The 22936-nt window shown below is 56.3% G+C and carries 19 protein-coding genes; 8 read left to right on the top strand and 11 right to left on the bottom strand.

Translation table 11 applies throughout. The features are described 5' to 3' along the window. Positions 1-150: 150 nt before the first annotated feature. The 3 genes from F0311_RS17160 to F0311_RS18220 all read right to left on the bottom strand — a co-directional run bounded on the left by F0311_RS17160 (position 151) and on the right by F0311_RS18220 (position 1827). Positions 151-483, bottom strand: a complete 333-nt coding sequence (locus F0311_RS17160) for a hypothetical protein (protein WP_150463167.1) — start codon at positions 481-483, stop codon at positions 151-153. Between the two features lie 784 nt (positions 484-1267). Beyond that, positions 1268-1579 (bottom strand): type II toxin-antitoxin system RelE/ParE family toxin, encoded by a 312-nt coding sequence (locus F0311_RS17155; protein ID WP_150463166.1) that lies wholly within the window; start codon positions 1577-1579, stop codon positions 1268-1270. Further along, positions 1576-1827 carry a ribbon-helix-helix domain-containing protein gene (locus F0311_RS18220; RefSeq protein WP_191090009.1) on the bottom strand — a complete coding sequence of 84 codons (252 nt, stop codon included), beginning with the start codon at positions 1825-1827 and terminating at the stop codon, positions 1576-1578. The genes F0311_RS17155 and F0311_RS18220 overlap by 4 nt, the downstream gene beginning before the upstream one ends. Before the next feature lie 258 nt (positions 1828-2085). On the opposite strand from F0311_RS18220, the gene F0311_RS17145 reads away from it, so the two are divergent. Next, positions 2086-3606 (top strand): sugar transferase, encoded by a 1521-nt coding sequence (locus tag F0311_RS17145; protein ID WP_150463165.1) that lies wholly within the window; start codon positions 2086-2088, stop codon positions 3604-3606. Positions 3607-3634: 28 nt separating this feature from the next. Here F0311_RS17145 and F0311_RS17140 read toward each other — a convergent pair whose 3' ends face one another. Continuing rightward, positions 3635-4717 carry an acyltransferase family protein gene (locus tag F0311_RS17140; protein ID WP_150463164.1) on the bottom strand — a complete coding sequence of 361 codons (1083 nt, stop codon included), beginning with the start codon at positions 4715-4717 and terminating at the stop codon, positions 3635-3637. A 780-nt stretch (positions 4718-5497) separates the two neighbouring features. Here F0311_RS17140 and F0311_RS17135 point away from each other — a divergent pair. The 6 genes from F0311_RS17135 to F0311_RS17110 all read left to right on the top strand — a co-directional run bounded on the left by F0311_RS17135 (position 5498) and on the right by F0311_RS17110 (position 12723). After that, entirely contained in the window at positions 5498-6616 is a 1119-nt protein-coding gene (locus tag F0311_RS17135) for a glycosyltransferase family 4 protein (RefSeq protein WP_191090008.1), read from the top strand. Between the two features lie 36 nt (positions 6617-6652). Further along, the gene (locus F0311_RS17130; RefSeq protein WP_150463162.1) at positions 6653-7615 is read left to right on the top strand and encodes an NAD-dependent epimerase/dehydratase family protein; all 963 of its coding nucleotides are present in this window, start codon (positions 6653-6655) and stop codon (positions 7613-7615) included. Beyond that, positions 7612-8514 (top strand): glycosyltransferase family 2 protein, encoded by a 903-nt coding sequence (locus F0311_RS17125; protein WP_150463161.1) that lies wholly within the window; start codon positions 7612-7614, stop codon positions 8512-8514. Before F0311_RS17130 ends, F0311_RS17125 begins: the two co-directional genes overlap by 4 nt. 129 nt (positions 8515-8643) lie before the next feature. Continuing rightward, positions 8644-10383, top strand: a complete 1740-nt coding sequence (gene menD, locus F0311_RS17120) for a 2-succinyl-5-enolpyruvyl-6-hydroxy-3-cyclohexene-1-carboxylic-acid synthase (RefSeq protein WP_150463160.1) — start codon at positions 8644-8646, stop codon at positions 10381-10383. Beyond that, positions 10376-11248, top strand: a complete 873-nt coding sequence (locus F0311_RS17115) for an SDR family NAD(P)-dependent oxidoreductase (protein ID WP_150463159.1) — start codon at positions 10376-10378, stop codon at positions 11246-11248. The genes menD and F0311_RS17115 overlap by 8 nt, the downstream gene beginning before the upstream one ends. After that, positions 11245-12723 (top strand): lipopolysaccharide biosynthesis protein, encoded by a 1479-nt coding sequence (locus F0311_RS17110; RefSeq protein WP_223881449.1) that lies wholly within the window; start codon positions 11245-11247, stop codon positions 12721-12723. Before F0311_RS17115 ends, F0311_RS17110 begins: the two co-directional genes overlap by 4 nt. Positions 12724-12797: 74 nt before the next feature. Here F0311_RS17110 and F0311_RS17105 read toward each other — a convergent pair whose 3' ends face one another. Beyond that, positions 12798-13985, bottom strand: a complete 1188-nt coding sequence (locus F0311_RS17105; protein ID WP_150463157.1) for a polysaccharide pyruvyl transferase family protein — start codon at positions 13983-13985, stop codon at positions 12798-12800. Positions 13986-14029: 44 nt separating this feature from the next. Between F0311_RS17105 and F0311_RS17100 the strand changes: the two genes are divergently transcribed. Further along, positions 14030-14893: a glycosyltransferase family 2 protein gene (locus tag F0311_RS17100; protein WP_150463156.1), complete on the top strand. Its 864-nt coding sequence runs from the start codon at positions 14030-14032 to the stop codon at positions 14891-14893. 3 nt (positions 14894-14896) lie between these two features. Here the strand turns inward: F0311_RS17100 and F0311_RS18640 are convergent, their stop codons facing one another. The 6 genes from F0311_RS18640 to F0311_RS17070 form a co-directional block, all read right to left on the bottom strand. Further along, on the bottom strand, positions 14897-15178 hold the full coding sequence (locus F0311_RS18640; protein ID WP_223881448.1) for a glycosyltransferase: 282 nt from the start codon (positions 15176-15178) through the stop codon (positions 14897-14899). A 629-nt stretch (positions 15179-15807) separates the two neighbouring features. Next, positions 15808-16629, bottom strand: coding sequence for an O-antigen ligase family protein (locus F0311_RS18215; RefSeq protein ID WP_191090007.1), 822 nt, complete (start codon positions 16627-16629; stop codon positions 15808-15810). Positions 16630-17301: 672 nt separating this feature from the next. Next, a complete protein-coding gene (locus tag F0311_RS17085; RefSeq protein ID WP_223881447.1) occupies positions 17302-18831 on the bottom strand; it encodes a sugar transferase in 1530 nt (509 codons plus the stop codon). Between the two features lie 130 nt (positions 18832-18961). Further along, positions 18962-19534: a hypothetical protein gene (locus tag F0311_RS17080; RefSeq protein ID WP_150463153.1), complete on the bottom strand. Its 573-nt coding sequence runs from the start codon at positions 19532-19534 to the stop codon at positions 18962-18964. Positions 19535-19776: 242 nt separating this feature from the next. Continuing rightward, positions 19777-21576, bottom strand: coding sequence for a DUF4012 domain-containing protein (locus tag F0311_RS17075; RefSeq protein ID WP_191090006.1), 1800 nt, complete (start codon positions 21574-21576; stop codon positions 19777-19779). Next, positions 21557-22936 (bottom strand): polysaccharide biosynthesis tyrosine autokinase, encoded by a 1380-nt coding sequence (locus tag F0311_RS17070; protein WP_150463151.1) that lies wholly within the window; start codon positions 22934-22936, stop codon positions 21557-21559. The genes F0311_RS17075 and F0311_RS17070 overlap by 20 nt, the downstream gene beginning before the upstream one ends.

Here is a 22936-nt window from a genome sequence, read left to right as displayed (position 1 = left end):
TAGCCTCGACAGCGAGCCGATGATCAGTCCACGGCCTCGACCTGCCTGACACCGCCGGCATCAACGGCTCCATCACAGACCACACCTCGTCAGAGATCTCCTGTCGCGTCACCACTCAAGACTCACCGACGCAAACACGAACCGACTTGATCAACACGCCCTAGCAAGGTCGGCCAGGAGGTCAGCAATCAACACGTCTGTGACGTCGAAGAGGACTGGGAGCAACACGGCGCGTCCCTCACGCCGAAGCTCTTGCCGGGCGAACTCGACCTGAACTCGCACTTCCGAGAACTTCTGCAGAGGTTCGGTGGTCTCGCGCTCTGCCGAAATCAGCTTCAGTGTTATCGAGGCGGTCCAGATCGGTACCCGTTCCAGCAGATCGAGGACACTGCCGATCTCACCGTGCGCCAGGAACGGATGCAGCGCCTGGTCAGAGTCTGCAACAGACTCCTGCTCCAGACCTTCGACGACCTGCCCCGGCACATCCGCCGGCGATACAAGGGCAACGCCACCGTTGACGCCACCTTACTCGCCGCTCAGGGCAGGGGGTCTCCCAGAAATCTCAGCACCACAGCAGCGACCCTCGAGCAGGCTGGTATCGCAGGCGCGGTGACCACTACGTCTCCGGAGACCAGGAGCGCAGGGCAAAAGACAATTTCATCTGGGGATGGGATGCGGCACTGATTGGAATGGCCACTAACGACCCTGATCGCGTGACAACATTCCCGCTGCTGACACTGGGCATCAGCATGGACAAGCCCGCCCACCGCACCGGACAGTACGCAGTGACCGCACTGGAACAGATGCACACCCACGGCGTCCCAGTCAACATCCTCATCGGCGACCGCGCCTACGGCAACAACCCTTTGCCAGAGAACTACCAGGCTCCCATACGGGCTATGGGCTACGAGCAGATCTACGACATGAAGCAGGAGCACCTCGGGGCCATCTACGACATGGTCCACAGCTTCATGCTGGAAGGCAATGCCTACAGCCCCGCGATGAAGACCAAGACCGCGTTGGCTTTCGCCACCAGGGACTATACATCAGCTACGCCACCTACCAGCAGCGACTGGCCCAGCCCGCAAAATACATGCTTCAAGCGCGAGAGGTGCCACGAGCCGACGGCTCACAACAGTTCATGTGCCCGGCTGCTGGACCCAACCCCACGGTCGCTTGCCCTCTGCGCCCAAGGGACATCCAAGCCGAGACAGGCAAGCACCGAACACCGCTGCCGATCTTCCCAAAAGACGTCCCCGTTGAGTATTCACGTGAAGGACTCTGCAATAACGCCGGTGGCACCCAGCACTCGGCCCACACGAATCACTTCGGGAAGCTCCACGTAAAATACCAGGTGCGGGAAGGACTTCATACCCTGAGTCTGCACCGGGAGCCCGGGTAGCACCTCAGCGTAGTACCGTGACCTCAACTGAGGCTGCTGCAGAATCAACTGATACGTTTCGGCAAGATTCTCTAAGAGCCGCTCAGCAACCTGGGCGCCAGCGTGTTCGATGTACCAGTCGATGATCTCAAGCTCGTCGTCTTTGGCCGCATCGCTTCGCTGCAGCGGCTTGCTCATTCTGGATCGGACTCCGCGGCACGGCTCTCAATATGCGCACGCAGGCGGTCGTGTTCGCCCTGGTCCCAAGTGGTCCAGTTCTCGGAACTGAACCCAGTCACCAGCTCTCGTCGCAACCGTTGCTTGGCCCACTCAGCTCGCAGCAACTCGCGGATGTATTCACTGGAGGAGGAATAATGATCTTCCGACACGCGGGAGTCTACGAACTCTTTGAGCTCATCGGGCAGTGACACATTCATCGTCGCCATGCGAGCATTCTACGCACCTATGGCAAATCTTGTCATAATCCACGACGCCGCCCTACCCACCTACCCATCCCCCACACCTTCAGCATCAAAATTGAGTGTTTATCACGGATGTTTCGCATCCACTTCCACGCATAGCCTCTATTTTGTGTCTGCAAACTGAGAAGTTCGGGCACAGCTCAAGAAGCATCTGAGTAACAACTGTAGGGGGACGCTGATGAAACTGCTGGAAGTCTGTGCGGCCTGTACTAGGTGGGCCCCATGACCATTGCCCAGGATGCACGCTCAACAACCAGGTTGGCTCCCAGGTTCGCCCTGGGTGAGGCCGACGCTCCACAGTCCGCCCGTCCTTCCTGGAAGCGCGCCTACGCTCGCAGGCTTGTGGTCACAGATGTTCTTGCCCTGGTCGCAGTATTCGCCGCAGTCCAGATCACTTGGCTGAGCATCGGTGAGTCAGCGTACTTCAGCCTGATTTCCGGGCAGGCCTACGGAACTGTCAGTTACGGAGTGGTCAGCGCAGCCATCGTTGCACTGTGGCTGCTGCTGCTCTGGCTCAGCGGTTCCCGGGCTCCCCGTGTTGTGGGCGTGGGTTGGATGGAGTACCGGCTGATCGCTAACTGGGGCATCCGGCTCTTTGCCGGCATCGCCACCGCAGCGTTCCTGCTCAAGATGGATCTGGGCCGCGGCTATATTCTGCTGTCCATTCCTCTGGGCATCATTGGTTTGTGGCTGTCCCGCTTGATGTGGCGCAAGTGGCTGCAGCGGCAGCGGAAGAAGGGCAACTACAGCCATCAGGTGGTGCTGGCGGGGTCTCCGGCCTCTGTGCAGCATATTGCTGATCAGCTCCAGCGTCAGCCGGCTGCCGGCTATCAGGTGGTGGGGATCTGCCTTCCTGAGCACGCTGCCCGGCTGACTAAGATCGAGGGCGCACCGGTGATCGGCACTCTGATGGAGATCCCGCAGAAGGTGGAAAGCGTCAGCGCAGATACGGTGATCATTACCAGTGCTGATGATCTGGATCCGCTGAGGGTCAAGGAGCTCAGCTGGGAGCTGGAACAGGGGGCTTTCTCCCTGGTGGTGGCCCCGAGTCTTACGGATGTGGCAGGGCCTCGCATCCACAGCCGGCCGGTGGCTGGACTGCCTCTGCTGCACGTGGAGACCCCGCAGTATTCAGGTTTCCGGGCAGCGATGAAGCGGATCTCTGATGTGGCGCTCAGTGCCGCAGCCCTCCTTGCCCTGGCCATACCAATGCTTATCGTGGCACTGCTGGTGAAGACCACCTCGCCCGGCCCGGTCTTTTTCATGCAGGAACGGGTAGGGTACCACGGTAAGCCGTTCAAGATGTTCAAGTTCCGCTCTATGCGGCAGAACGCTGAGGAGCTTCTCACCCAGCTGGATGAGAAGCAGAAGATCGATCAGGGCAGTGTGCTGTTCAAGATCAGGGAGGATCCCCGGATCACGCGGGTTGGAAAGTTCATCCGCCGTTACAGCATTGATGAGCTTCCGCAGCTGATCAATGTGCTCAAGGGTGACATGTCTTTGGTGGGCCCGCGGCCATCCTTGGCCCGGGAGGTGGAGCTCTATGACCCCCATGTGCACAGGCGGTTCCTGGTCAAACCCGGTATCACCGGGCTCTGGCAGGTCAGCGGACGCTCCGATCTCTCCTGGGAGGAGTCCGTGCGCCTGGATCTCTACTATGTGGAGAACTGGTCCCTCACAGCAGATCTGATGATTCTGTGGCGGACCGCTCGAGCGGTAGTCAGCAGCTCGGGTGCCTACTAGTCTCAAGATCCCTGGCGAAGGATTGATCTCAACGGCGCATTAGCTGCGGAGGCCTGAACACGACTGGGAGATGCGTCCTGAAGAGCCTGCCAAGAGTGATGCTGCCAAGTACTGAAACTAGAAATAGTGCTATCCAGGTGATGATCGCAGCAATAGGGCCAAGTTCCTCCGCAGCTGACTGCAATCTACTTCCATCCGTGGCGCCTCCAACGGACACCCCGACTGATAGAACAGCGAGCATAGAGGCCATGATTAGTGTGTGCATAACGTAGATCGGTAGCGACTCCTTGCCCGCACGGGCAATCAATGCCGCTATGAAGCCCTTCCGGGCAACTACCCCCGCCACCAGCAATCCGAGAGCGGCGCCCACGAAGGACAGAACGTACCGAGGAAGCCCCTCAACAGGGAAAATGGAGCGCCCAAGAAGGGAGGTGCCCACAACTCCTACGACCATCCCCATCGTGACAACCGCCACCTTGGGCCAGGATGAGTTCGATTGCAGACGAGATAGGCGCTCCGCGAGAACCATGCCAGCAACAAAGAATACCAAGTGGGAGCCTATAGACACCCAATGGAAACTATCTCCAACCCGAACGACCTGGTAGCGGAAGAGCAGGGAAACTACAGCGGCCATCCCGAGCACCACATAACCGGGAAGCCGCCAAGTCGCGATCATATAAATGATATATAGCATTACCGCATATACGAACCAAAGCGGACTGGTTGGGTTAATGAATGCTGATAGCGGATCAGGGATTGGGTTAGCCTGCCGGTCAGCCGTTTGAGGGAGCACCATGAACGCAAGCCACCATATAGTTGACCAAACTAGGAAAATCCACGCAAGCGGTAACAACCTTCGACTAAGGTGCGACGCACGGGACTGCCCTGTTAGATAACTGCTGAGGAGCAATCCTGCAACAATAAAAAACAATGGTTGACGAATCGGTACCATCAATTGGTTCAACTGCCGCAGTACCCCAATATCCCACCCATAGAGTTCAAGCTGCTGAGTTGCATGATTCGACACGAGCAGCAAAATTGCTAGACCCCGGGCAACGTCCAACCAAACAATCCGCCCCCCCCCGACCCTCTTTTGGCCTTTGGCCTCCATGCTGTTCGCCTTTCGTTAGAACCACCGCTACTGTTCGTTCTAGCGATCGCATGCCACCTCTAGAAGCCGGACAATCTAGGTCCTGGCTGCGGAGTGATCTCCATGATGGGAGCTCAGCCGATTGCGTCGCCATTTCATTCCGAAAAAGCATAATCTATAGGCCGTGAATCCGATGTAACACATTAGCTGATGGAGGCCTACGTCGAGAGACGAAAGGAAGAAGGTAAAATAGACCGCAAGATCCACCGCTACCTAAACGCTACCTCGCCCGGCGTGTCCTCAACTCCTCACCAACAACGACGACCCTGATTTGACAAAGGCACCCGCAGATCAAAATTGAGTGTTTATCACGCATGTGCCAACCCACCGGGGGAGCATAACCTCTAACCCGTGCCTGCACTCTGAGTATTACTGTGGGCACATCAGTGAACATCTGAAATATCAAACCTGGGGGACTATCGATCAAGTTGATGGAAGAATCCGTGCGTCTGGATCTCTATGATGAGGAGCCTCTCACCGCAGATCTGATGGTTCTCTGGCACACCGTAGAAACCGCATTCCACGGTGCGGGTACACACTAGCTGTTGTGGGGCAGCATGCTTGCCTCACAGCTGCGCAGACGCTCCTCTAGACCTAGTTCGATGCCCTAGAATGTCGAGAAACTGGCCCTTCGTGAAAGTGCCACCCTTCTATGGCCATCCAGCCGCACTGGCCCCAAGAGACCAGAGGCTACTGGAAATTTATGTCCGCTGCACCACTCATCTTCAATCTAGAGGCCTGATGACCCGACTCATTCTTCATAAATTTGATCCGTTGACTCCCGCCCCGGGGGGGATCGACACCTGCATTCGCGGCATCATTAAATACCGTCGCGAAGAGGAAATCCTTATCGTCGGCGTTGACGGGGCCAATGACGAGCACCGAAAGCTAGGCGCATGGGAAGACCACTCACTCTTCGGGAGAGACATTCGGTTTATGCCCGTTGTGCGGTTGGATCCCGGCAATCAAGTTCGGAAAGTCCCCCACTCTGTACGTATCGCAGCCGGAACGTTGCGTTTCCGCCACCGACTACCCACGCCTGAAGTGGTACAGACCCACCGGGCTGACCTAAGCCTGCTCGCCAACTGGCTGTGGCGAGATGCTCCTTTTGACTATTTCATTCATACCCAGGAAGCTGGCCTCCTGGGTTCGGACTCAGATTCTTTCTGGAAGAAGGCCCCGTTAGGCCATCGAGCTATTGAGAAGAGAGTTGCCTCTCGTGCTTCACGCGTACGGGTGTTCAACCCTAGCTACACTCCCACGGTCCAGCAGTGGAACCCGGCGGCCCGGTTCTCGCCCACCTGGTGGGATCCTGAGCTGGTAATTTCTGCTGATCATGCGCAGCGCGACCCTCATTTACTGTTGTGGGTGGGAAGACTCGAACAACCCAAGCAGCCTGAAATCGCAGTTCAGTCGATGGCCGCACTGAGGGAACAGCATCCGGATGAGCCTTGGCGACTCAGAATCATTGGAACAGGTAACCGTGCCTCCGCCTTGGAACAGCTGGTCAAACAGTTGAAGCTCCAGGATAGGATTGAACTAGTTGGCAGATTGGGCCCTACTCGGGTCATGGAAGAGATGTCGGTTGCCTCCACTCTGCTGATGACCTCAGTGGCAGGTTATGAGGGCTTTCCCAGGGTTCTCGTCGAAGGTCTCGCCTCAGGTCTTATCGCTGTAACCACAGAGGGAGCTGATACCGGAAATCTCATCCAAGAGGGTACGAACGGGTATCACGCCGCGCCAGATGGCCAGTCATTCGCAGAGCGGATCCGTTTGACCAAAGATCTCGATCATGGGGATGCGCAAGAGTCCGCACATCACCTCTCAGCGCCTGAAGTTATAGCGGCTCTTTATTCCTGACTAATTTGTTTCTCACAACCACTGCGAGGAAACTCTATGAAAGCACTCGTCACCGGTGCCGCTGGATTCGTCGGCAGCCACCTCTCGCGTCGCCTGGTCGACCTGGGCCATGAAGTGGTCGGTATCGATTCGATCAGTGATTACTACGATACCCAGCACAAGGTCGGCAACCTGCAGCGGGTCAAGGATCAAGAACGATTCACCTTCATCGAGGAAGACCTGGGTACGATGCCGCTCAACCCCTTGCTGGAGGATGTGGACTGGGTTTTCCACCAGGCCGGGCAACCGGGCGTACGCAACTCCTGGGGCGAGGACTTCGGGGACTATATTCAGGCCAATATCCAGGTCACGCAGCGCTTGCTGGAGGCATCGCGCCACAGCACCACCATCAGTCGCATGATCTACGCCTCCTCCTCCTCGGTCTACGGCGACGCTGAAACCTACCCCACAGACGAGACTGTCCTACCCCGTCCTCGCAGCCCCTACGGTGTCACCAAACTGGCCGCTGAGCATCTCTGGAGTCTCTACGGGACACAGTTCAACCTACCGACCGTCTCCCTCCGCTACTTCACCGTCTACGGACCGGGGCAACGTCCCGATATGGCGTTCACGCGCTTCTCGCGAGCGATTCTGAGCGGTCAGCCAATCCACGTATACGGTGATGGCACTCAAATCCGTGACTTCACCTACATTGACGACGTTGTGGAGGCAAACATCCTGGCCGCCGAGCATAATCTGGAACCAGGGCTAGTAATGAACGTCGCCGGCGGAGGATCCATCACCGTCAACGAGACGCTGGAGATCCTCAGCGAAGCCGCCGGCCGCAAACCTAATATCATTTACGCAGACAAGGTCGCAGGAGATGTCAAACGAACCGGCGGCGACGGAAGCTTGCTGCGGAAGCTCACTGGCTGGGAACCCAAAACGTCTCTGCGGGATGGCCTGGAAGCACAGCTACGTTGGGCAGCCGACCCTGATTACGAGCGAGTAAGACTTTGATAAAACCAGTCATCACATGCATTATCCCTACCCACGGACGATCTGATCTCCTCCGCGATGCGCTCAGCAGTATTTTCCAACAACATCCTGTAACCCCTACGGAAATCATCGTGGTGGACGATCTGGATGATCCCGCTACTGCTTCCGTCGTAACGGAACATGCCAGTGAACAGCGCAAAGTTCGCTTAACAAGGATTACCAAACATACTGGGCCTTATGGCGCATCAGCCTCTCGGAATATCGGAGCTAAGGCCGCTTCCAGTGAATGGCTAGCTTTTATGGATGATGACGATCTTTGGACCTCCGATCATCTTACTGGCTTGGCAGAAGCCTTACAGCGGAACCCCCAGGCCGACGCCGTCATCAGCTGGATGGGCATTTCTCGCCGGGGTAAAACAGCTCCTCACTTTTCGATCAGGGAGAGCCTCGGGCCAGACGAAGTACTCGCCCGAAACCCCGGTATCACCGGTAGCAATTTGCTCATCCGGCGCTCAGCATATCTTAGTATCGGAGGTTTTGATCCCTACCTACCGGTCTCCAATGACAAGGATCTCTTCTACCGCCTCTTAACTAGCGGCTTTTCCTATGCAGTCTCTCCGCGGCGAACAGCCGTTCATCGTCAACATGAGGGAGAGCAACTCACCAACTGGAACGAGAAACGCGCCCAAGGCATGGAGCTCTTTTATCAGAAACACCGTAATTCCCTGTCCTTAGCAGATTCCCGACTGCTCAAGCGACAAATTCACAGCATTCGAGCCCGCACTGCCCCCACCCCCTTCCAGCGTGGGAAACACACACTGCTTATGCTCTTGCGCTCCGATCTCGAAGGGCTCCAAAGCGCGGCACGGGCCGCCATTCGCAGACTAAGTCACTTACCGAAACTCTCCCCAAAGCCCTAGCATGAATGAGAACGAGCCTCAGCACCCCCTTTTCCGTGATCAAAGAAGAATTCTGTCAAGTTAATCCAAATTAATCTTTATTAAATATAAGAATATTTGTTATTTAATGATTTAAAGCTATGAGGTTTAATGATGTATGTTAATGATCCGATGGTCCTAGAGCTTATTTCTCTGCTGAAGTCACATGGTGTGCGACACGCGGTAATATCTCCCGGATCTCGTCATTACCCGATCGTTCGTTCGCTTGAAGCAGATCCTGATTTTCAGCTCTATTCGGTTGTAGACGAACGTTCGGCCGGATTCTTCGCCATTGGTGTAATTCGCGCGGTAGGCAAGCCGGTAGCGGTATTGACGACTTCAGGCACGGCCGCTGTAAATCTCGCGTCCGCGGTAGCAGATGCCTATTATCAACGCCTTCCACTCGTAGCTGTCACTGCGGACCGACCTGCACCTTTGCTTGACCAGATGGAAGATCAGATGCTCGATCAAACGCCTTTATTCGCTGGTATGCTGCGGGCACGAGCACTGTTACGCCCCATCCGCGACGATATGGATCACTGGTATGACAACCGGGTGATCAACGAAGCACTCCTCGCATTGCGGGTGAACGGAGCCGGTCCGATTCACATCAATGTGCCCGTCGCTAGGCACACAGGACTCTCATATTCAGTCAATGAACTACCCGTCGCTCGCGTAATCAGCCACCACACGCCCAGCAACTGGGGTACAGACTGGTCGGAGGTCGGAGACAGACTTCGCGACAAAAGGGTCTTGGTGCTGTGGGGCCAGAGCGAGCCGACCGATAACAGGACACTGGAGGCTATCGACCATTTTACTAGGCGGACCGACTCGCTGATCGTGGCGGACCATTTAGGTAATCTTCACCATCGCTCTGTCCTTCCGAACGCATTCGCCGCCCTTCGTTCAGGGAAGGCTCGTTCCGGGGCGCTCTCTCCTGACATCGTAATCACCGTAGGAGGCACACTCTTTTTGATAGAAGAGATGAAGGCACTCATCAACAACCGAGAGATCGAGCATTGGCGAGTGGACCCCGACGGAAAGATCGTAGATCCGTTCTGGCAGTTAACGGATGTGTTCCAGATTAATCCTGGCGATTTCTTTGCGAACGCTGTCACGACAGATACATCCCCTAGGGATTCACCCTATCGTTCACTCGCCGCCAACGTAGCTTCCATCCCTCCCGAGCTGCCCTCACAGTTCGGAGAGTTACGTACAATCGGGGAATGTCTTCGACGATTACCTAAAAATTCGGCTCTACATATCGCCAACAGTGCGCCGATGCGAATGGCTCATCTTTACCCAATCGATCCAACTATAACGATTCTAGGAAACCGAGGCGTCAATGGGATTGATGGGTCGATGTCCGCCACAGTGGGATACGCCACGGCATCCAAGAAGCTCACGTTTCTCGTGATTGGAGACCTCTCCTTCTTCTATGACATGAATTCACTCGGCATCAAACATCTCCCAGCCGGTCTCCGGATTCTGCTGATCAACAATGGCGGTGGGGCGCTGATGCACGATGCTCCGGTGCCCCCTCAGCTTGCCGACCAGGCTTCGCGGCATATCTCAGCGGGTCACCACCATGCCGGTCGAGGCTGGGTCGAATCTGTTGGAATACGTTATCTCAATGCCGTCAATACATCGGAAGTAGAAAGCGGGCTCAATGCGCTCACGGCCTCATCTGATGAAGGCCCTATGCTCTTAGAGGTTTTCTCTAATAAGGTTACCGATATCACACAACTCAAAGGCTTCCACGCAGCTAACGCGGTCGCGGGTATGTCAACATATATTAAAGTGCGAAAGCTTGCAGGTCGGACACTGAGGAGGTTAGGACTTCGTGGCTAAAATCACAAAATTCGTGCCCGGACCGCTTAAGCAAGCGATCAAACGACCACTGAAACGCAAGTTTGGCACCGTCGAAATGTCCCGGCCGTATCGCATCACAGTCGATCCCAGTCCCCGACCGCTGGCTAATAGACGTGCGGTTGTTACCGGCGCAAGTGGTGCCATCGGAAGGGCAATAGCAATCCGCCTTGCCGCAGATGGTGCTCATGTTATAGCGATCGCACGAGACGCTGACAAGCTCCAGGCATTGGTCACGGAAATCAAATCGCTCGGCGGCGAAGCACAGTGGGAATCACTCGATCTTTCTGATGCAGCCGCTTTGCGCGACACAGCAGAGCGCTTGGGACCGATTGACATACTCATCAACAATGCTGGCGGTTCATCCCGCTCGAAAAATGCTTACATCTGGGATCAGTCAGTCGAGGTTATTGATGAGGTGCTTAGCGTCAATCTTCGCGCAACTATGCTTGCAGTGTCCGCGTTCGGCAGGGGGATGATCTCTACCGGCAATGGCGGGTGTATCGTAAATCTTGGATCTACAGTTGGTGTGGGAGGGCTCGCTAAGTTCTCCGAGTATGCGGCATCGAAAGCAGGTGTATTCGGCTTCACGCAATCAGCCGCCCTCGAATTTGGCGCTCACCGAGTTACCGTCAATTGCGTCACCCCCGGAATAGTCCAACGCGGTCAGATCACTCAGAGCGAGATAGAACGGACCCTGACAAAAGGCATTCTTCCTCATCTGGTACGCGCCGAAGACATCGCCGAGATGGTCGCTTTCGTTGTTAGTCCACGAGCCGCCTCAATCACTGGTCAGGAGTTCATCGTTGACGGCGGACGATCTTTAGGACTTCATGGTGAACCGTGACCAGTAACACTGCAGCTTCCCGCGGTACTCGAGGGGCCGGAGTCACCGTACTTGCACAAGGCGGAGCAATGGCGCTCCAGTTTGCCGGGACCATCGTGTTGGCAAGGTTGCTCTCACCCGACGCATTTGGACTGTTGGCGATGGTTACCATCTTCATGGGACTGGGTGCCCTGATCCGAGACTTCGGCATGGGCACTGCATCACTCCAGGAGAGGACGCTTACTCAGGCCCAGTCGTCCAATCTCTTTTGGGTCAATACCGCCTTGGCAACAGCCACTGCCGTGCTGCTCGCCGCTGCAGCTCCGCTGATCGCCTTGATGTACGATGACCCACGGTTAACTGGGTTAGTCCCCGTGATGGCGATAGTGCTGCTCCTAAGTGGCCTGCAGACGCAGTATCAGGCCCGGCTGGCACGGGACATGAAGTTTACCGCGTTGGCCCTAGCAACCATCACCTCCGTTGGGGCAGGAATTGCTGCGGGCATTGCAGCGGCTCTTCTGGGTTGGGGTTACTGGGCACTAGCAGTCCAACAAGGTGCTGCAGCGCTCTGGTTGCTCTGCTTCTATTTGACTACGTCACGTTGGATTCCTTCATTGCCCACCCGTGCTGCTGGTTCCAGAGCACATCTTCGAGCTGGTAGTGACTACGGTCTTGCTAACGTCCTAGGCTATGCAGCTGACAATGTAGATAGGCTCGCAATTGGCCTAAGAGGGGGGACGGTTGACCTTGGGTACTATGATCGTGCATTTCAGCTCTTCATGCAGCCGATTACCGCCATATTTGGGCGTCTGACCTGGGTAGTTATCCCTACCATCAACCGATCCACGGAAGAAGGACACGGATCGAGCAGCATGCTCTTGCGAGTCCAGTCTGTACTGGTGGGTGCCGCAGTGTGGGTCCTACTTGTCACTGCAGTAACAGCGGACTGGCTCATCCCTTTGCTGCTGGGTGATCAGTGGGCGCCCCTCGTTCCGCTTTTACAGATCCTCGCCATAGGCGGAGTGTTCAAAGCACTCAGCCAGATAAACTACTGGGCCTACGTTGTGGCGAGGCAACCGCGACAACTTCTTCTCAGCAACCTGGTAACAAAGCCAATTCAAATTCTGCTGATAGTGGGTGCGGCCATGCTAGGGGTGGAATGGGTAGCGTTGGCCTATGCAGTCGGACGTGCATTAAGTTGGCCAATCAATCTGGTCTGGCTTGCGCGAACTGCGGGTCAGCGCTCGTGGCTCATGTTGGGGAACGGTATGAGAATCATATTAGCTGCCGGAATAGGATTCCTTGGGACACGCTTCATGCTCGGCACAGTGCCCGACCTCGCAGATGCTTGGATGGTGGTACTGGGCACTCTCATTAGCAGCATCACATATATTTTTGTCTTTTTAATTTACCCAGGAGGTTTCCGAGAAGTGCGTGGGATAATCGGCATCGCTCGGCAACTGCGCCGCCGCACCGGCCAAGCTTCCGCTTCATGAACAGGGTCGAGCTCCTGCCGGTTTTCGCGTCTGAAAGCACTAAGCCGCGCACCGCACGGGGATAGACTATTGTTCTAGTCGCCGCTGGAGAGATGGGTCCTCAGAAAGGACCGTCCGCGGCGCCTCTCCTCAGCAAGCCTCGCATTGACAGCTTTCCAATCGATGGTGCTTGCGAGAGCTTCAGCTGTCTCTTCTGCGTTATACACAATACGGCCGGTGAGTCCGAAAAGGCCCAAAAGAGTATTGAAACGTGCTGTCCCACGCCGTGAGTTAGGCACCACGAGAAACCTACGGTTGAAGAGGATCGAAAAGATGCACCCGTGGAAAGAGTCAGTGATCACCAGCTCCGCGCCCCGGATGGCTTCAAGCCACTCCTCAACACTGGGACGCTCAAACTGCTCGGGGCTGCGACGGAGAGCCCGGTAGCTGGGAACCTCTGGTCTTACCAGATGATAAGCCTCAATGTCGTACAGTTCACAGGCAGTCTCTGAAATCGCATGCTTCTCATCGTCCCGATCTAGAAAATACGTGACGATGTTTTCGTTATTCAGGACATTGGAGGGCAAGAGACACTCAGCATACTCCTCCGGGCCAAGCAGCATAGTTGGATCAGGCATGCGAACCGCCGTTACGTCCCACAACCGGCGACAGAGTTCGACCCCAGATTCTTCCCGCACTGATACTGCAGAGAACCTTCGGGCCAGCTCTTTCATCCGAGGTAAGCTCTGCTCAGTAAAACCTGAGGGGTTATCAGTTCCAAAGGAAGCCGCATAAGCAATGCGGGGTCCAGACCAGCCTGCAGGAATCATGTCCAAGAGGTAGGAGGGAACGTCTCCGTAGTCCCAGCGCCAGACCTGATCACTTCCCGTGATGAAAGCGTCATACTCATCCAGTGAGACGCTGCGGCTGTTTCTTTGCGAGGGATACAACTCTGTAGTATTCAGCCTTGACAAAAAAAGGTCGATCTTACGATTATAGATCGATCGAAATTCCTTATATGCTCTCCGCGGAGTCAGCGCTCCCTGGGGTGCTATTCGAGCCCACAGGCTGCGCACCCCTCGTTTAGCACGCCTCCGCAGTGCAGACCGTTGTGGTCTCTCTGAAACATCTGTAACAGGCTGCCATTGAAGATCTCTCAGCGCCTGTTGCAGAGCCCACGCCTGCAGAATCCCACCATAGTTTCCCTCACCAAGCGGTAGTGTCCTAATGAGAACCTGTGATCTCCTATTTATCAATACGCCCCAAACCTTTCCAGATCTCACCCAGCATAGATTAGTCTACCCGGGCATCATGCTATTTTTGCTGTATGACTCCCCCAGGCCCGACGGTCAGTGTCGTGATTCCAACTCACCGGAGACCCTCACTGCTGAGATCCGCAATTGATTCCGTGCTCAATCAGTCCAGTCGCCCCCAAGAAATTCTGGTGGTCTCCGATTGTGTAGATCCTGAGGCAGCTCAGCTGTGTGAGGAGATCAACTCATCCTCCCATGTGCGATTGGAGTTCATCGAGGTTCCCGATATTGGGCGTGGTCCCAGTTCTACGCGGAACTTCGGGGCTGAACAGAGCAAAGGTACTTTATTAGCCTTCCTAGATGACGATGACTGGTGGGGACCCAAGTATCTTGAAGATGCTCTTGCACTGATCGAGACAGCCGGTGTGGATATTGTGGTCACATGGCTGACGTTGGAGTTGAATAGCACCCCATTGCCAGGGCCAGCGATTAAAGAGGGACTCACCCCACGGGATGTCATCGTTCGTAACTACGGAACAACTGGCAGCAATCTGGTGGTTCTTCGCTCCGCTTTCCACAATGTCGGAGGATATGACACGTCGCTGCAGAACAAAGAAGACACCGATCTCTTCTATCGACTGCTAAAAAGTGGTGCCCGATACGGTGTGGTCCAATCCGGCCAAGCTTTCCAGCGACACCACGGTGAGGTTAGATTGACCGATGACAGTCCTGATCGTATTGCGGATCAGTGGCGCTACCTGGCTAAACACCGCAGCAATATGCGTTATAGGGACCTACGACATGTGTTACGTGTTATCCACTACATGGAAGCTCACTTGGCAACCACTACGCGGAAAAAGCTTTGGCACCGAGTTGCTCAGCTGTGGTATTCCTCGCCTCAGCAGTTCGCTGAGTCCTTGAGTCGATTACGTCCGTAGCAGTTAACTGGTGGTTACCCGCCATAATGCTGCTTCGCGGAGATCGCCGGCAGTCAGTTCAGGGGCTTCTACCGAATATGCGACCCCTGCACTATTGGCAAGTGCCGCGATCTGCTCCTGATGGTCATCCACATGTTCACCCCGCCGGTGCCGGCGAATTCCTAGAACTGGCCAAACACCCATTTCCAAGAGATTCAGTAACGTCCCGACACCTGCATGACTAACCACAACATCTGATTTGCGGATGAATCGGTCAAAATCCCGTGCCCCTACTTGTTCGTACACAGCTCCTGGGAGATCGCCCCGGCGAGTCTGGCCCAATTGCCAAACTGTCCGCTCATCTGGAATTCCGGTAGCTAGAAGGCTGTCTACAAGTGAGTCGAAGCGGTACTTCTGAATAGTGCCGAGAGTAACGAACAAACTCGGCTTATCCGATCCGGCCTGGTCCCGAACTCCTTCAAAGGACGAGAGTACCGACTCATGAAGTCTCCACCGCCCTGAGGCCCATCCGATATGTTGGGTATGCATCTGAGCACATCTCATCCCAGCAATTATCCGACCGCTAAGTGACGGCCCAGTGACCCGGGAGACGCTCTCAATGTAATGAGTATCCACCCCATGTAGCTTGGCAATGGGAAGAGCTGAAACCGCGAGGGCTGCTCCCGTGCTCAACGCTATGTCAAAGGACTCCTGACGCAGCAGCTTGCGAATTTGAGAAGCGGCTCGGAGTGTTCCGTTCAGATCACGGGAAGCCACATAGGGCACGTAGATTACCCGTTTGCCCGCTAACAGAGATTCACTCTGCGGAGTGCGGAAAGTCACCCATACGGAATCTTCCCCAATATTGTATTGAGGCGCTATACGAACAAGTTGAGCTAAATGCCCCCCGGTTGATGCGACAAGCAGAGCTTTTGTCATGACGTCCCCTTCTTGTGCTGGCTTGGTTCCTCATAATGACCGTCCCAGGGAATAGAGCTCAGTGGTGCCAGCCCTATAGTGAGCAACATAGCTGGCATATAAGTCAGAGTATTGGCAGCTACTGCATTAATCAGTACCGCTATGACCAAGGAAAGACTCAGCGCCGCTCCGCGATACTCCGCCCGCCTGCAGACAGCGAAGGTCCGATTGAGGTATATGAGCAGGATGACCAAAGCAATTAGCCCGCCTATGACACCTGTTTCGACCATAGTTCTCAGATATTCATTGTGTACCTGTTGTCCAAGCGGCTGGAGGTTTTCCTGGGTCATCCCAAGTCCCCGGCCGAAAAAGGGATCTTCTCCCCATGCCCTCGAAAAAAGAGTCCAGTTATAGAATCGCCAATCCACGCTGTTGGTGATGTGCCCAGCCGCAGCCTCGTGGAAGGATAGAGTGGATTCCAGTTCCGCCACCCGCTCCCGAAAACGTTCAGTGCTTAGAATGACAACTCCACCTAGTACAGCCAACCCTGAGGCCGCGAACTTCAAGCGCCCAGGCCATTCTCCCGCGAAGACCAGTACGAGGGCGGCAATCGCGAAGGTGGCAAACCCTCCCATACTAGCTGTCACTGCAAGCCCAGCGATTCCAAGTAGCAGGGCCAGTACGTAGCGCCTCTGTTTCAGAGTCAGAACTAGGAAAAGAGCAAGTGTAGCGAAAACTGCCGAGAAGAGCGCGGCTCCATTCGGGTGAATAAATGTCCCAAAGGCCCTCCCAGTATTGGCGTTGTACACCCAAGGGTGCTGAACCACTGCAGAGAGCACTAAAATACACAGAGCTGGCGTTGATGCTGCCAGGAGGGTTCTGCAGAAACGAGAAGGACCAACTCTCAGGAGCGAGTGTTGTGCTAGTACCACGAACGCAACCAACGTCAATAACCTGGTCAACTCCCCGGTGACGGAGTAATCCGGTCCGAAACGGAGGGTAGTGGCAAGAAAGTACATAAGCACTGCCACAGAAAACATAAGTGAGAGACCCGGACTAACTCGCAGGGTTGTGCAGACTCGTCGTTGTTGAGGTGAAATCGCCAGCCACATAGCGAATCCCACACCGAGGCAGCTGATACCAATGTTCAATAAGGAGGTGACGGGGCCTGGGAAAACGGCACTATCAGACAACGTCCGCAATAGCAGGAGGAATGCAAGAATTGGAGTGGCCTGCGGCACCTTCTCCTCATACTTGAGAGATGACACCTTCGCTGACCGACTTAGGATAGAGGATCCCATATATGTACCTTCCCCTAAGTTCTCCGCTGTTGCGCCTCTTTGGTGCCAATCATGTGTCCCTACGGTCAGGCTGCTTCGCCTAACCAGGCGTCCTTGCTTCTAGCAATGACTCCCACCGGGGGTCACTAACCATCGTGATGGCTGATTGCGAGCCTGTCTCGAGCTCGGCGAGCCCAAGCCCGGTGGCTGGCTCAGCGAGAGTAACACACACTAATATGCTCCTGATCCTTGGACAACTGCCTTGGCTGTCCGCCAGAGGATGGCCAGGTCTGCGGTCAACGACCAATTCTCCACGTAATAGAGATCAAGCCGCACAGCTTCCTCCCAGGGCAGGTCCGAGCGGCCGCTGACCTGCCACAAACCGGTAATACCGGGTTTGACAAGGAAACGCCGGTGCACATGTGACTCATACTGCCGGACCTCTCGCTCCAACGAAGGCCGGGGTCCTACCAGAGACATGCTTCCACCCAGAACATTGAACAGCTGAGGCAGCTCATCGAAGCTGTACCGGCGAAGTATCTTACCCACCCGGGTCATCCGTGGGTCATCCTTCATCTTGAACAGAATGCCGGTTTCGTCAATCTTTTCCGAGTGATCCAGTTGAGTCAATATCTTGTCAGCGCCATCATGCATGGACCGGAATTTCAGCATCCTGAACGGTTCGCCCTTCAGACCGATTCGTTCCTGTTTGAAAAACACCGGCCCAGGAGAAGTGAACTTCACCAGCAGTGCAATCACGATCATGAATGGTGCTAATACTGCGATAATCCCCAATGAGGCCAGGATGTCGAAGCCACGCTTCATCACCATACGCAAGCCCGAATATTGGGGGGTTTCTACGTGCAGCAAGGGAAGCCCTGATACCGGGCGGCTATGGATTCGCGGGCCGCTGACGTCCGTAAGACTCGGTGCAACAATCAAAGAATACTTACCCTGCTCAAGCTCCCAACTCAGCTCCTTGACCCGCTTGGGGTCCAAGTCATCCGAACTGGTGACGATGACTGAATCGGCACTAACCTTCTGCATGGCGCTGCGTGCAAACTCAAAATCTCCCACTACAGGGATCCCCGCCACTGTACTGTTGAGACCCACGAGGCCCCGGCTCAGACACACCCCGACAATCTGATAGCCTGCCCAAGGCTGACGGGCAAGTTCCCCAGCAATGTGCTCCACTGATGCTGGTGAACCCATAAGAAGTACACGGCGACAGTACAAACCAGAACGCCGCTGACGATGCAACCACCGGCGCCAAGCCCATCGTCCCCCCAGAAGCGCCAGCACTCCGACCGGGAAAATCAGCAGCAAATAGCCGCGTGCCAGATCCAGTTTCAGCAAGAATGCAAGCGTTGCCACACCCGCAAACAACCTGATGCCCCAGTCAGCAATGACCCGGTACTCCAGCCAGCCTGATCCCAAGACTCGCGGGTTGCGGGAACCGCTCAACCACAAAGCTGTCATCCACAGGGCCACGATGGCCACTGAAACCAGACCGTAGTCAAGGTTTCCCTCGCCGGCAGCAGGCAACCGGTACTCTGCATTGGAATCCAGGCTCAGCCAGATCAGCTGTACGCCTAAGACCACGGCAACCAGTACCGCAAGATCTGTCACTGCCAGCCATCTGGCATAGCTCTTGCGCCACTTCTCCCACTGGGATGGAGCAGAGAATCCGCTATCCCTCAGTGCTGGTTCTTGTCCGACAACTGGCTTAACATCATTTCGAAACTCAACATCAGCACTCACGAATTCCCCCTCGTGACATGGGCTCTAAGCCAACCACGCAGCTACGATAAGGAAACTCGCTGAAAAGAGCTTACCCACTAGGAGAACCTCCGCCGAAAGCACCTAAGAATGAAACGTGAAAGACGTCTTCCTAAGCCTTGACCTTCTGCTTACGCACTGAACGGGCGATGAGAACCGATCCGCCACCGATAAGAAGAGCACCGCCACCGACCAGAAGGCCGAGCGAGGCGGGATCCGCACCAGTAGTGGCGAGTTCCTCATCAGTTCCGGGAGCATCTGGGTCAGGAGTCTCAGTACCAGGGTCTTCGTCATCTGCCGAAGCCACCGTGAGAGTCACTGTATCGGTAGCGCCACTCTCCAGGCCGACCGCGGTGAGCTCGTAAGAGCCTGAAGCCTGGTCGTTAAGAGTGACCGTCACCTCGGCGCTGCCGAACTCGTCGGCCACTTTGGTAGTGCTGGTGCTGGAAACCGCACCAACAGTAGCGAGAGACTGGGTTGCGCCGTTGATACCGGTAAGCGTGATCTCTACATCCTCACCCGGAGTGAAGACAGGGTCGAAAACAACGGAGATGGGCACGCCGATCTGCACCACAATAGAGTCTTCGGTAGGCGGCGGAGCGTAAGCAAGAGCGGGCGCAGGGGCGAGCGCAACACCGCCGGCGAGGGCGGTAATAGTAAGAGCCTTTGCGAAGGTCTTCTTCATGATGGTCTACCTCAAAGCTAGGATTTCATGATTAAGAAAGTAATCCCCGCGGATTTCCACGGTTGTGGTCATGCGCCCGGCTATGCCCCGGATGCCTGATAGTTCATAATCTACACCTTCACAGAGAGAATGCAACTTAGGTGGAGGCTTGTATAGAGAGATTTTTTAGTCTGCCACGAAATTTAACCTGCTTGTCACATGAAATGCACTTCACCTTTATATCTGGCAAACGTTAATGCTAGTCAGCATTCTGGTGTCACATCGCGATGGTTCAAGACCGGGGTGGAGATGACCTCGAGTTGAGGGCCAGTTGTGGACCGTACCCGCATATCGAGCGTAGCGGACTCGCCCGGACCGAGATCAGTAGTCCATTCGTGCACAGGGCGGCCAGCATGCTGGCCGATCAGCGGGGCATTCTCAGCATCACCTACCAGCTCGGCTCCCGCTGGCAGGTAGACCTGGGTGAGCGTGCGCGTGATGCCGCGCGGTACGCCGCTCGCAGTCTCCTCAGCATCGCCAAAGGTAGCAAGCAAATAGTCTGGGTAATCGTAGATGTCTTCAGGGGCATCGTTGTGCAGGGTCACACGCAGCGCTGTGGTGCCGTCACCGCACCAGACAGCGTGTGAACCCACAGTCATGTAATAGTCGAGTTTGGTGCCACCACCTTCGTTGAGGTAGACACCGAATGTGGTGGCCTGCTCATCGCTTACCGGCAGTGCACCGGCCACCGGTGTCCCCTCAAGAAGTGCACGTTCCTGCTCTTCGGGGCTCCACACCAGAAGGCGGCGCTCCTCGATGGCCCTAGTAATCGCCTGCAGCGCGGGACCCGGTTCTGCGCTGCCGCTGAGCAGAGCGTCGAAGACTGCGTCGGCGGCGAGACCGAAGAAGACATCCTGCTCAGCGGGATCCTCATAGCGCAGATAGGCCTCGTTCAGCAACAGCTGCACCACGTTGTCACTGGTCAGCACATCACCGGTGGCCAGCTCTACGGGCCCAGTAGCCTCAAGAATGTAGGAAAGCGCCACCGGGTCGGTGGCGATCACCCCGCTCGGGTTGCCCCCGTGTTCGCTCTGCCAGAACTGGCGGGCCACATGTGCGGCTTCAGCGAAATCAGGGATCATGGTGGGGTTCTGCATATACCGGGCCGGGCGATCACCAAAGATCAGCTCGGTGTCGAACTCCAGGGGTGTCACGGCCTCGTCAAGACTGGTGAAGTCTGCACCTGGCACCTGGTCAGTGAACTCGATATGCCCATCTGTGGCAGTGATGTGGATGACCTGGCCCACAATCCCACCGTGGGAGCGCCATTCGGCATTGTTCTGCAACAGCAGAAGGTGCTCGCGCTGCCCGTCGGCGCCAAGGAAACCAGGCAACAGTGAGGTGGCTCGCGCAGTGCCTTCAAGGGTCGGTTCGATCTCAGCGAGAAGGCTGTCAACCCGGATGGTGCCATCACGCAAAGGACCCACGAGGGCGGCGGGGTCGATGGTGGCAATGCGGCTGCGGGCCTCGGTGACAGAGGACAACGCCGATTCGATCTGGGTGTCGAGGGCGGCGACTGCGGTGACATCCACTTGCCCATCCTGCGGCTGCAGCGCATCCAGCCCCGCACCAACCTCAGCTACGGCGGTAAAACCCTCGGTGGACAGATCATCAAGCGTTTCGGTGAGTGCGCGTGCACCACTGAACTGCGGGCCTGCCCACGGCATTCCCTCTGCCAAGGACCAGACGGGTCCGCCCATATAGCCGCGGGCTGCGGACAGCTCGTTCTGCAGCTCATCGAGCTGCGATGTATCGCCACTGAGCAGTGCCTGCGGATCAAGCCCTTCAGCCACTTGCTGTGCGCGCTCTATATGCGGCAGCGCCCGCGCAGCGCTGATGCCCGCCCAGACCATCACCAGCACAAAGCTGAGTGCCATGAAACTGACCAGTCCCAGCACAATCCGTCCGACCACGGCCTGTTGCGTTGCCGGCCTGCGCTGCTGAGGTGGGGCTGGCGGCTCCCCCTTCTTGGGGACTGGGTGTCTATTCGGCGGCTTTGCCATGACCGTATCCGTAGCCGTATCCGTAGGTGTAGTTATACCCATAGGCGTCTGCCCCGCGGGTAGGCACCATGGTCAAGGCGATACCAGCCACTTTAGCCCCGACATTCTCCAGATTCTCCAACGCCTGACCCAACTGGCCGCGGGAAGTACGCGAAGCAGAGACAGCCACAATAGCCCCCGCCGTCTGCCTGGCCAGGATCGCCGCATCAGTCACCGGCAAAAGGGGCGGGGCGTCAATAATCACCACATCAGAGCCAGTCGAAACGGTGCTCAGCAGAGACTGCATCTGCTGGGACCCTAACAACTCGCTTGGGTTCGGCGGGATCATGCCAGAAGGCAGCACCAGCAAGCGGCGGTTGCCCCACTGCTGAAAAACATCTTCAAGGTCAGCACGGCCGATCAGCACATCAGTCAGGCCCACACCACCCTCAATGCCGAGGTACTCTGCCACTTTCGGCTTGCGCAGGTCCCCGTCAATGAGCACCGTCTTCTTCCCTGCATCGGCCAAAGCGATCGCCAGATTCACCGCCGTGGTGCTCTTACCCTCACGAGGAATGCTGGAGGTGATCGTGTAGACGTTACCGCCGTCCAGCTCAATGAACTGCAGGTTGGTGCGCAGCGAGCGGAACGCCTCACTGCGCGGATCCTGGGAGTCCTCCTTCATAATAATCGGCCGAGTCTTAGCCTCCGGATCCATCGGGATCGCGCCGATCACCGGATGGTCCGTGACATGCTGCAAGTCACGCAGTGACCGGACCCTGGTATCCAGCGTGGAACGAAGCACCGCCACACCCACACCCAGGGCCAGGCCCACAAGGGCCCCCAAGGCCACGTTCAACGGAATCTGAGGCGAAGAAGGACTCGAAGCGGGCTGCGCTTGGGTCACCTGGGTAATAGTCACCGGCGCCTGTTCAGCACCAGGCAGGGTTTCCGCCTCAACCACAGCCTCCGTCAGGCTGGACGTGGCAGCGTTGGCAATCTCAGCAGCCTGTGCAGGATCCTCATCAGTGGCAGTTACGCTGATGATGGTGGTGTTTGTACTGTTGTTCACCGCTAGACGATCCGCCAAAGCTGCGGCTGACTCATCAAGCTCCAGCTCCCCGATAACCGGATCCAGCACCCGCGGAGTGGTGGCCAACTCCACATAAGAGCCCATCCGCGCCTGGGTGTACGTTTGGCCCTGCTGCTGCTCACCAATGGTCTCGCCCGCCTGGGAGGAGAACATCACCCGACTGGTCGACTCATACAGAGGTGTCTGCGACAAAGAGTAGGCCACCGCTGACCCGGCACCGAGCAGCACCAGCACACCGATCACAATCCAGTTCTTCCGCAGGATGTGCAGATAATCGCGAAGTTCCAC

It is taken from the genome of Nesterenkonia ebinurensis (genome assembly GCF_008711175.1).
Taxonomy (GTDB): Bacteria; Actinomycetota; Actinomycetes; order Actinomycetales; family Micrococcaceae; genus Nesterenkonia; species Nesterenkonia ebinurensis.
The sequence above is the reverse complement of the archived record's forward strand: the minus strand, read 5'-3'. Positions and strand labels throughout refer to the sequence as shown.

Excerpts from the sequence above, each read along its gene's own strand:
- F0311_RS17155 (WP_150463166.1), bottom strand. The coding sequence starts at position 1,579 with ATGAGCAAGCCGCTGCAGCGAAGCGATGCGGCCAAAGACGACGAGCTT.
- F0311_RS18220 (WP_191090009.1), bottom strand. The coding sequence starts at position 1,827 with ATGGCGACGATGAATGTGTCACTGCCCGATGAGCTCAAAGAGTTCGTA.
- F0311_RS17145 (WP_150463165.1), top strand. The coding sequence starts at position 2,086 with ATGACCATTGCCCAGGATGCACGCTCAACAACCAGGTTGGCTCCCAGG.
- F0311_RS17140 (WP_150463164.1), bottom strand. The coding sequence starts at position 4,717 with ATGGAGGCCAAAGGCCAAAAGAGGGTCGGGGGGGGGCGGATTGTTTGG.
- F0311_RS17135 (WP_191090008.1), top strand. The coding sequence starts at position 5,498 with ATGACCCGACTCATTCTTCATAAATTTGATCCGTTGACTCCCGCCCCG.
- F0311_RS17130 (WP_150463162.1), top strand. The coding sequence starts at position 6,653 with ATGAAAGCACTCGTCACCGGTGCCGCTGGATTCGTCGGCAGCCACCTC.
- menD (WP_150463160.1), top strand. The coding sequence starts at position 8,644 with ATGATGTATGTTAATGATCCGATGGTCCTAGAGCTTATTTCTCTGCTG.
- F0311_RS17100 (WP_150463156.1), top strand. The coding sequence starts at position 14,030 with ATGACTCCCCCAGGCCCGACGGTCAGTGTCGTGATTCCAACTCACCGG.
- F0311_RS17080 (WP_150463153.1), bottom strand. The coding sequence starts at position 19,534 with ATGAAGAAGACCTTCGCAAAGGCTCTTACTATTACCGCCCTCGCCGGC.
- F0311_RS17075 (WP_191090006.1), bottom strand. The coding sequence starts at position 21,576 with ATGGCAAAGCCGCCGAATAGACACCCAGTCCCCAAGAAGGGGGAGCCG.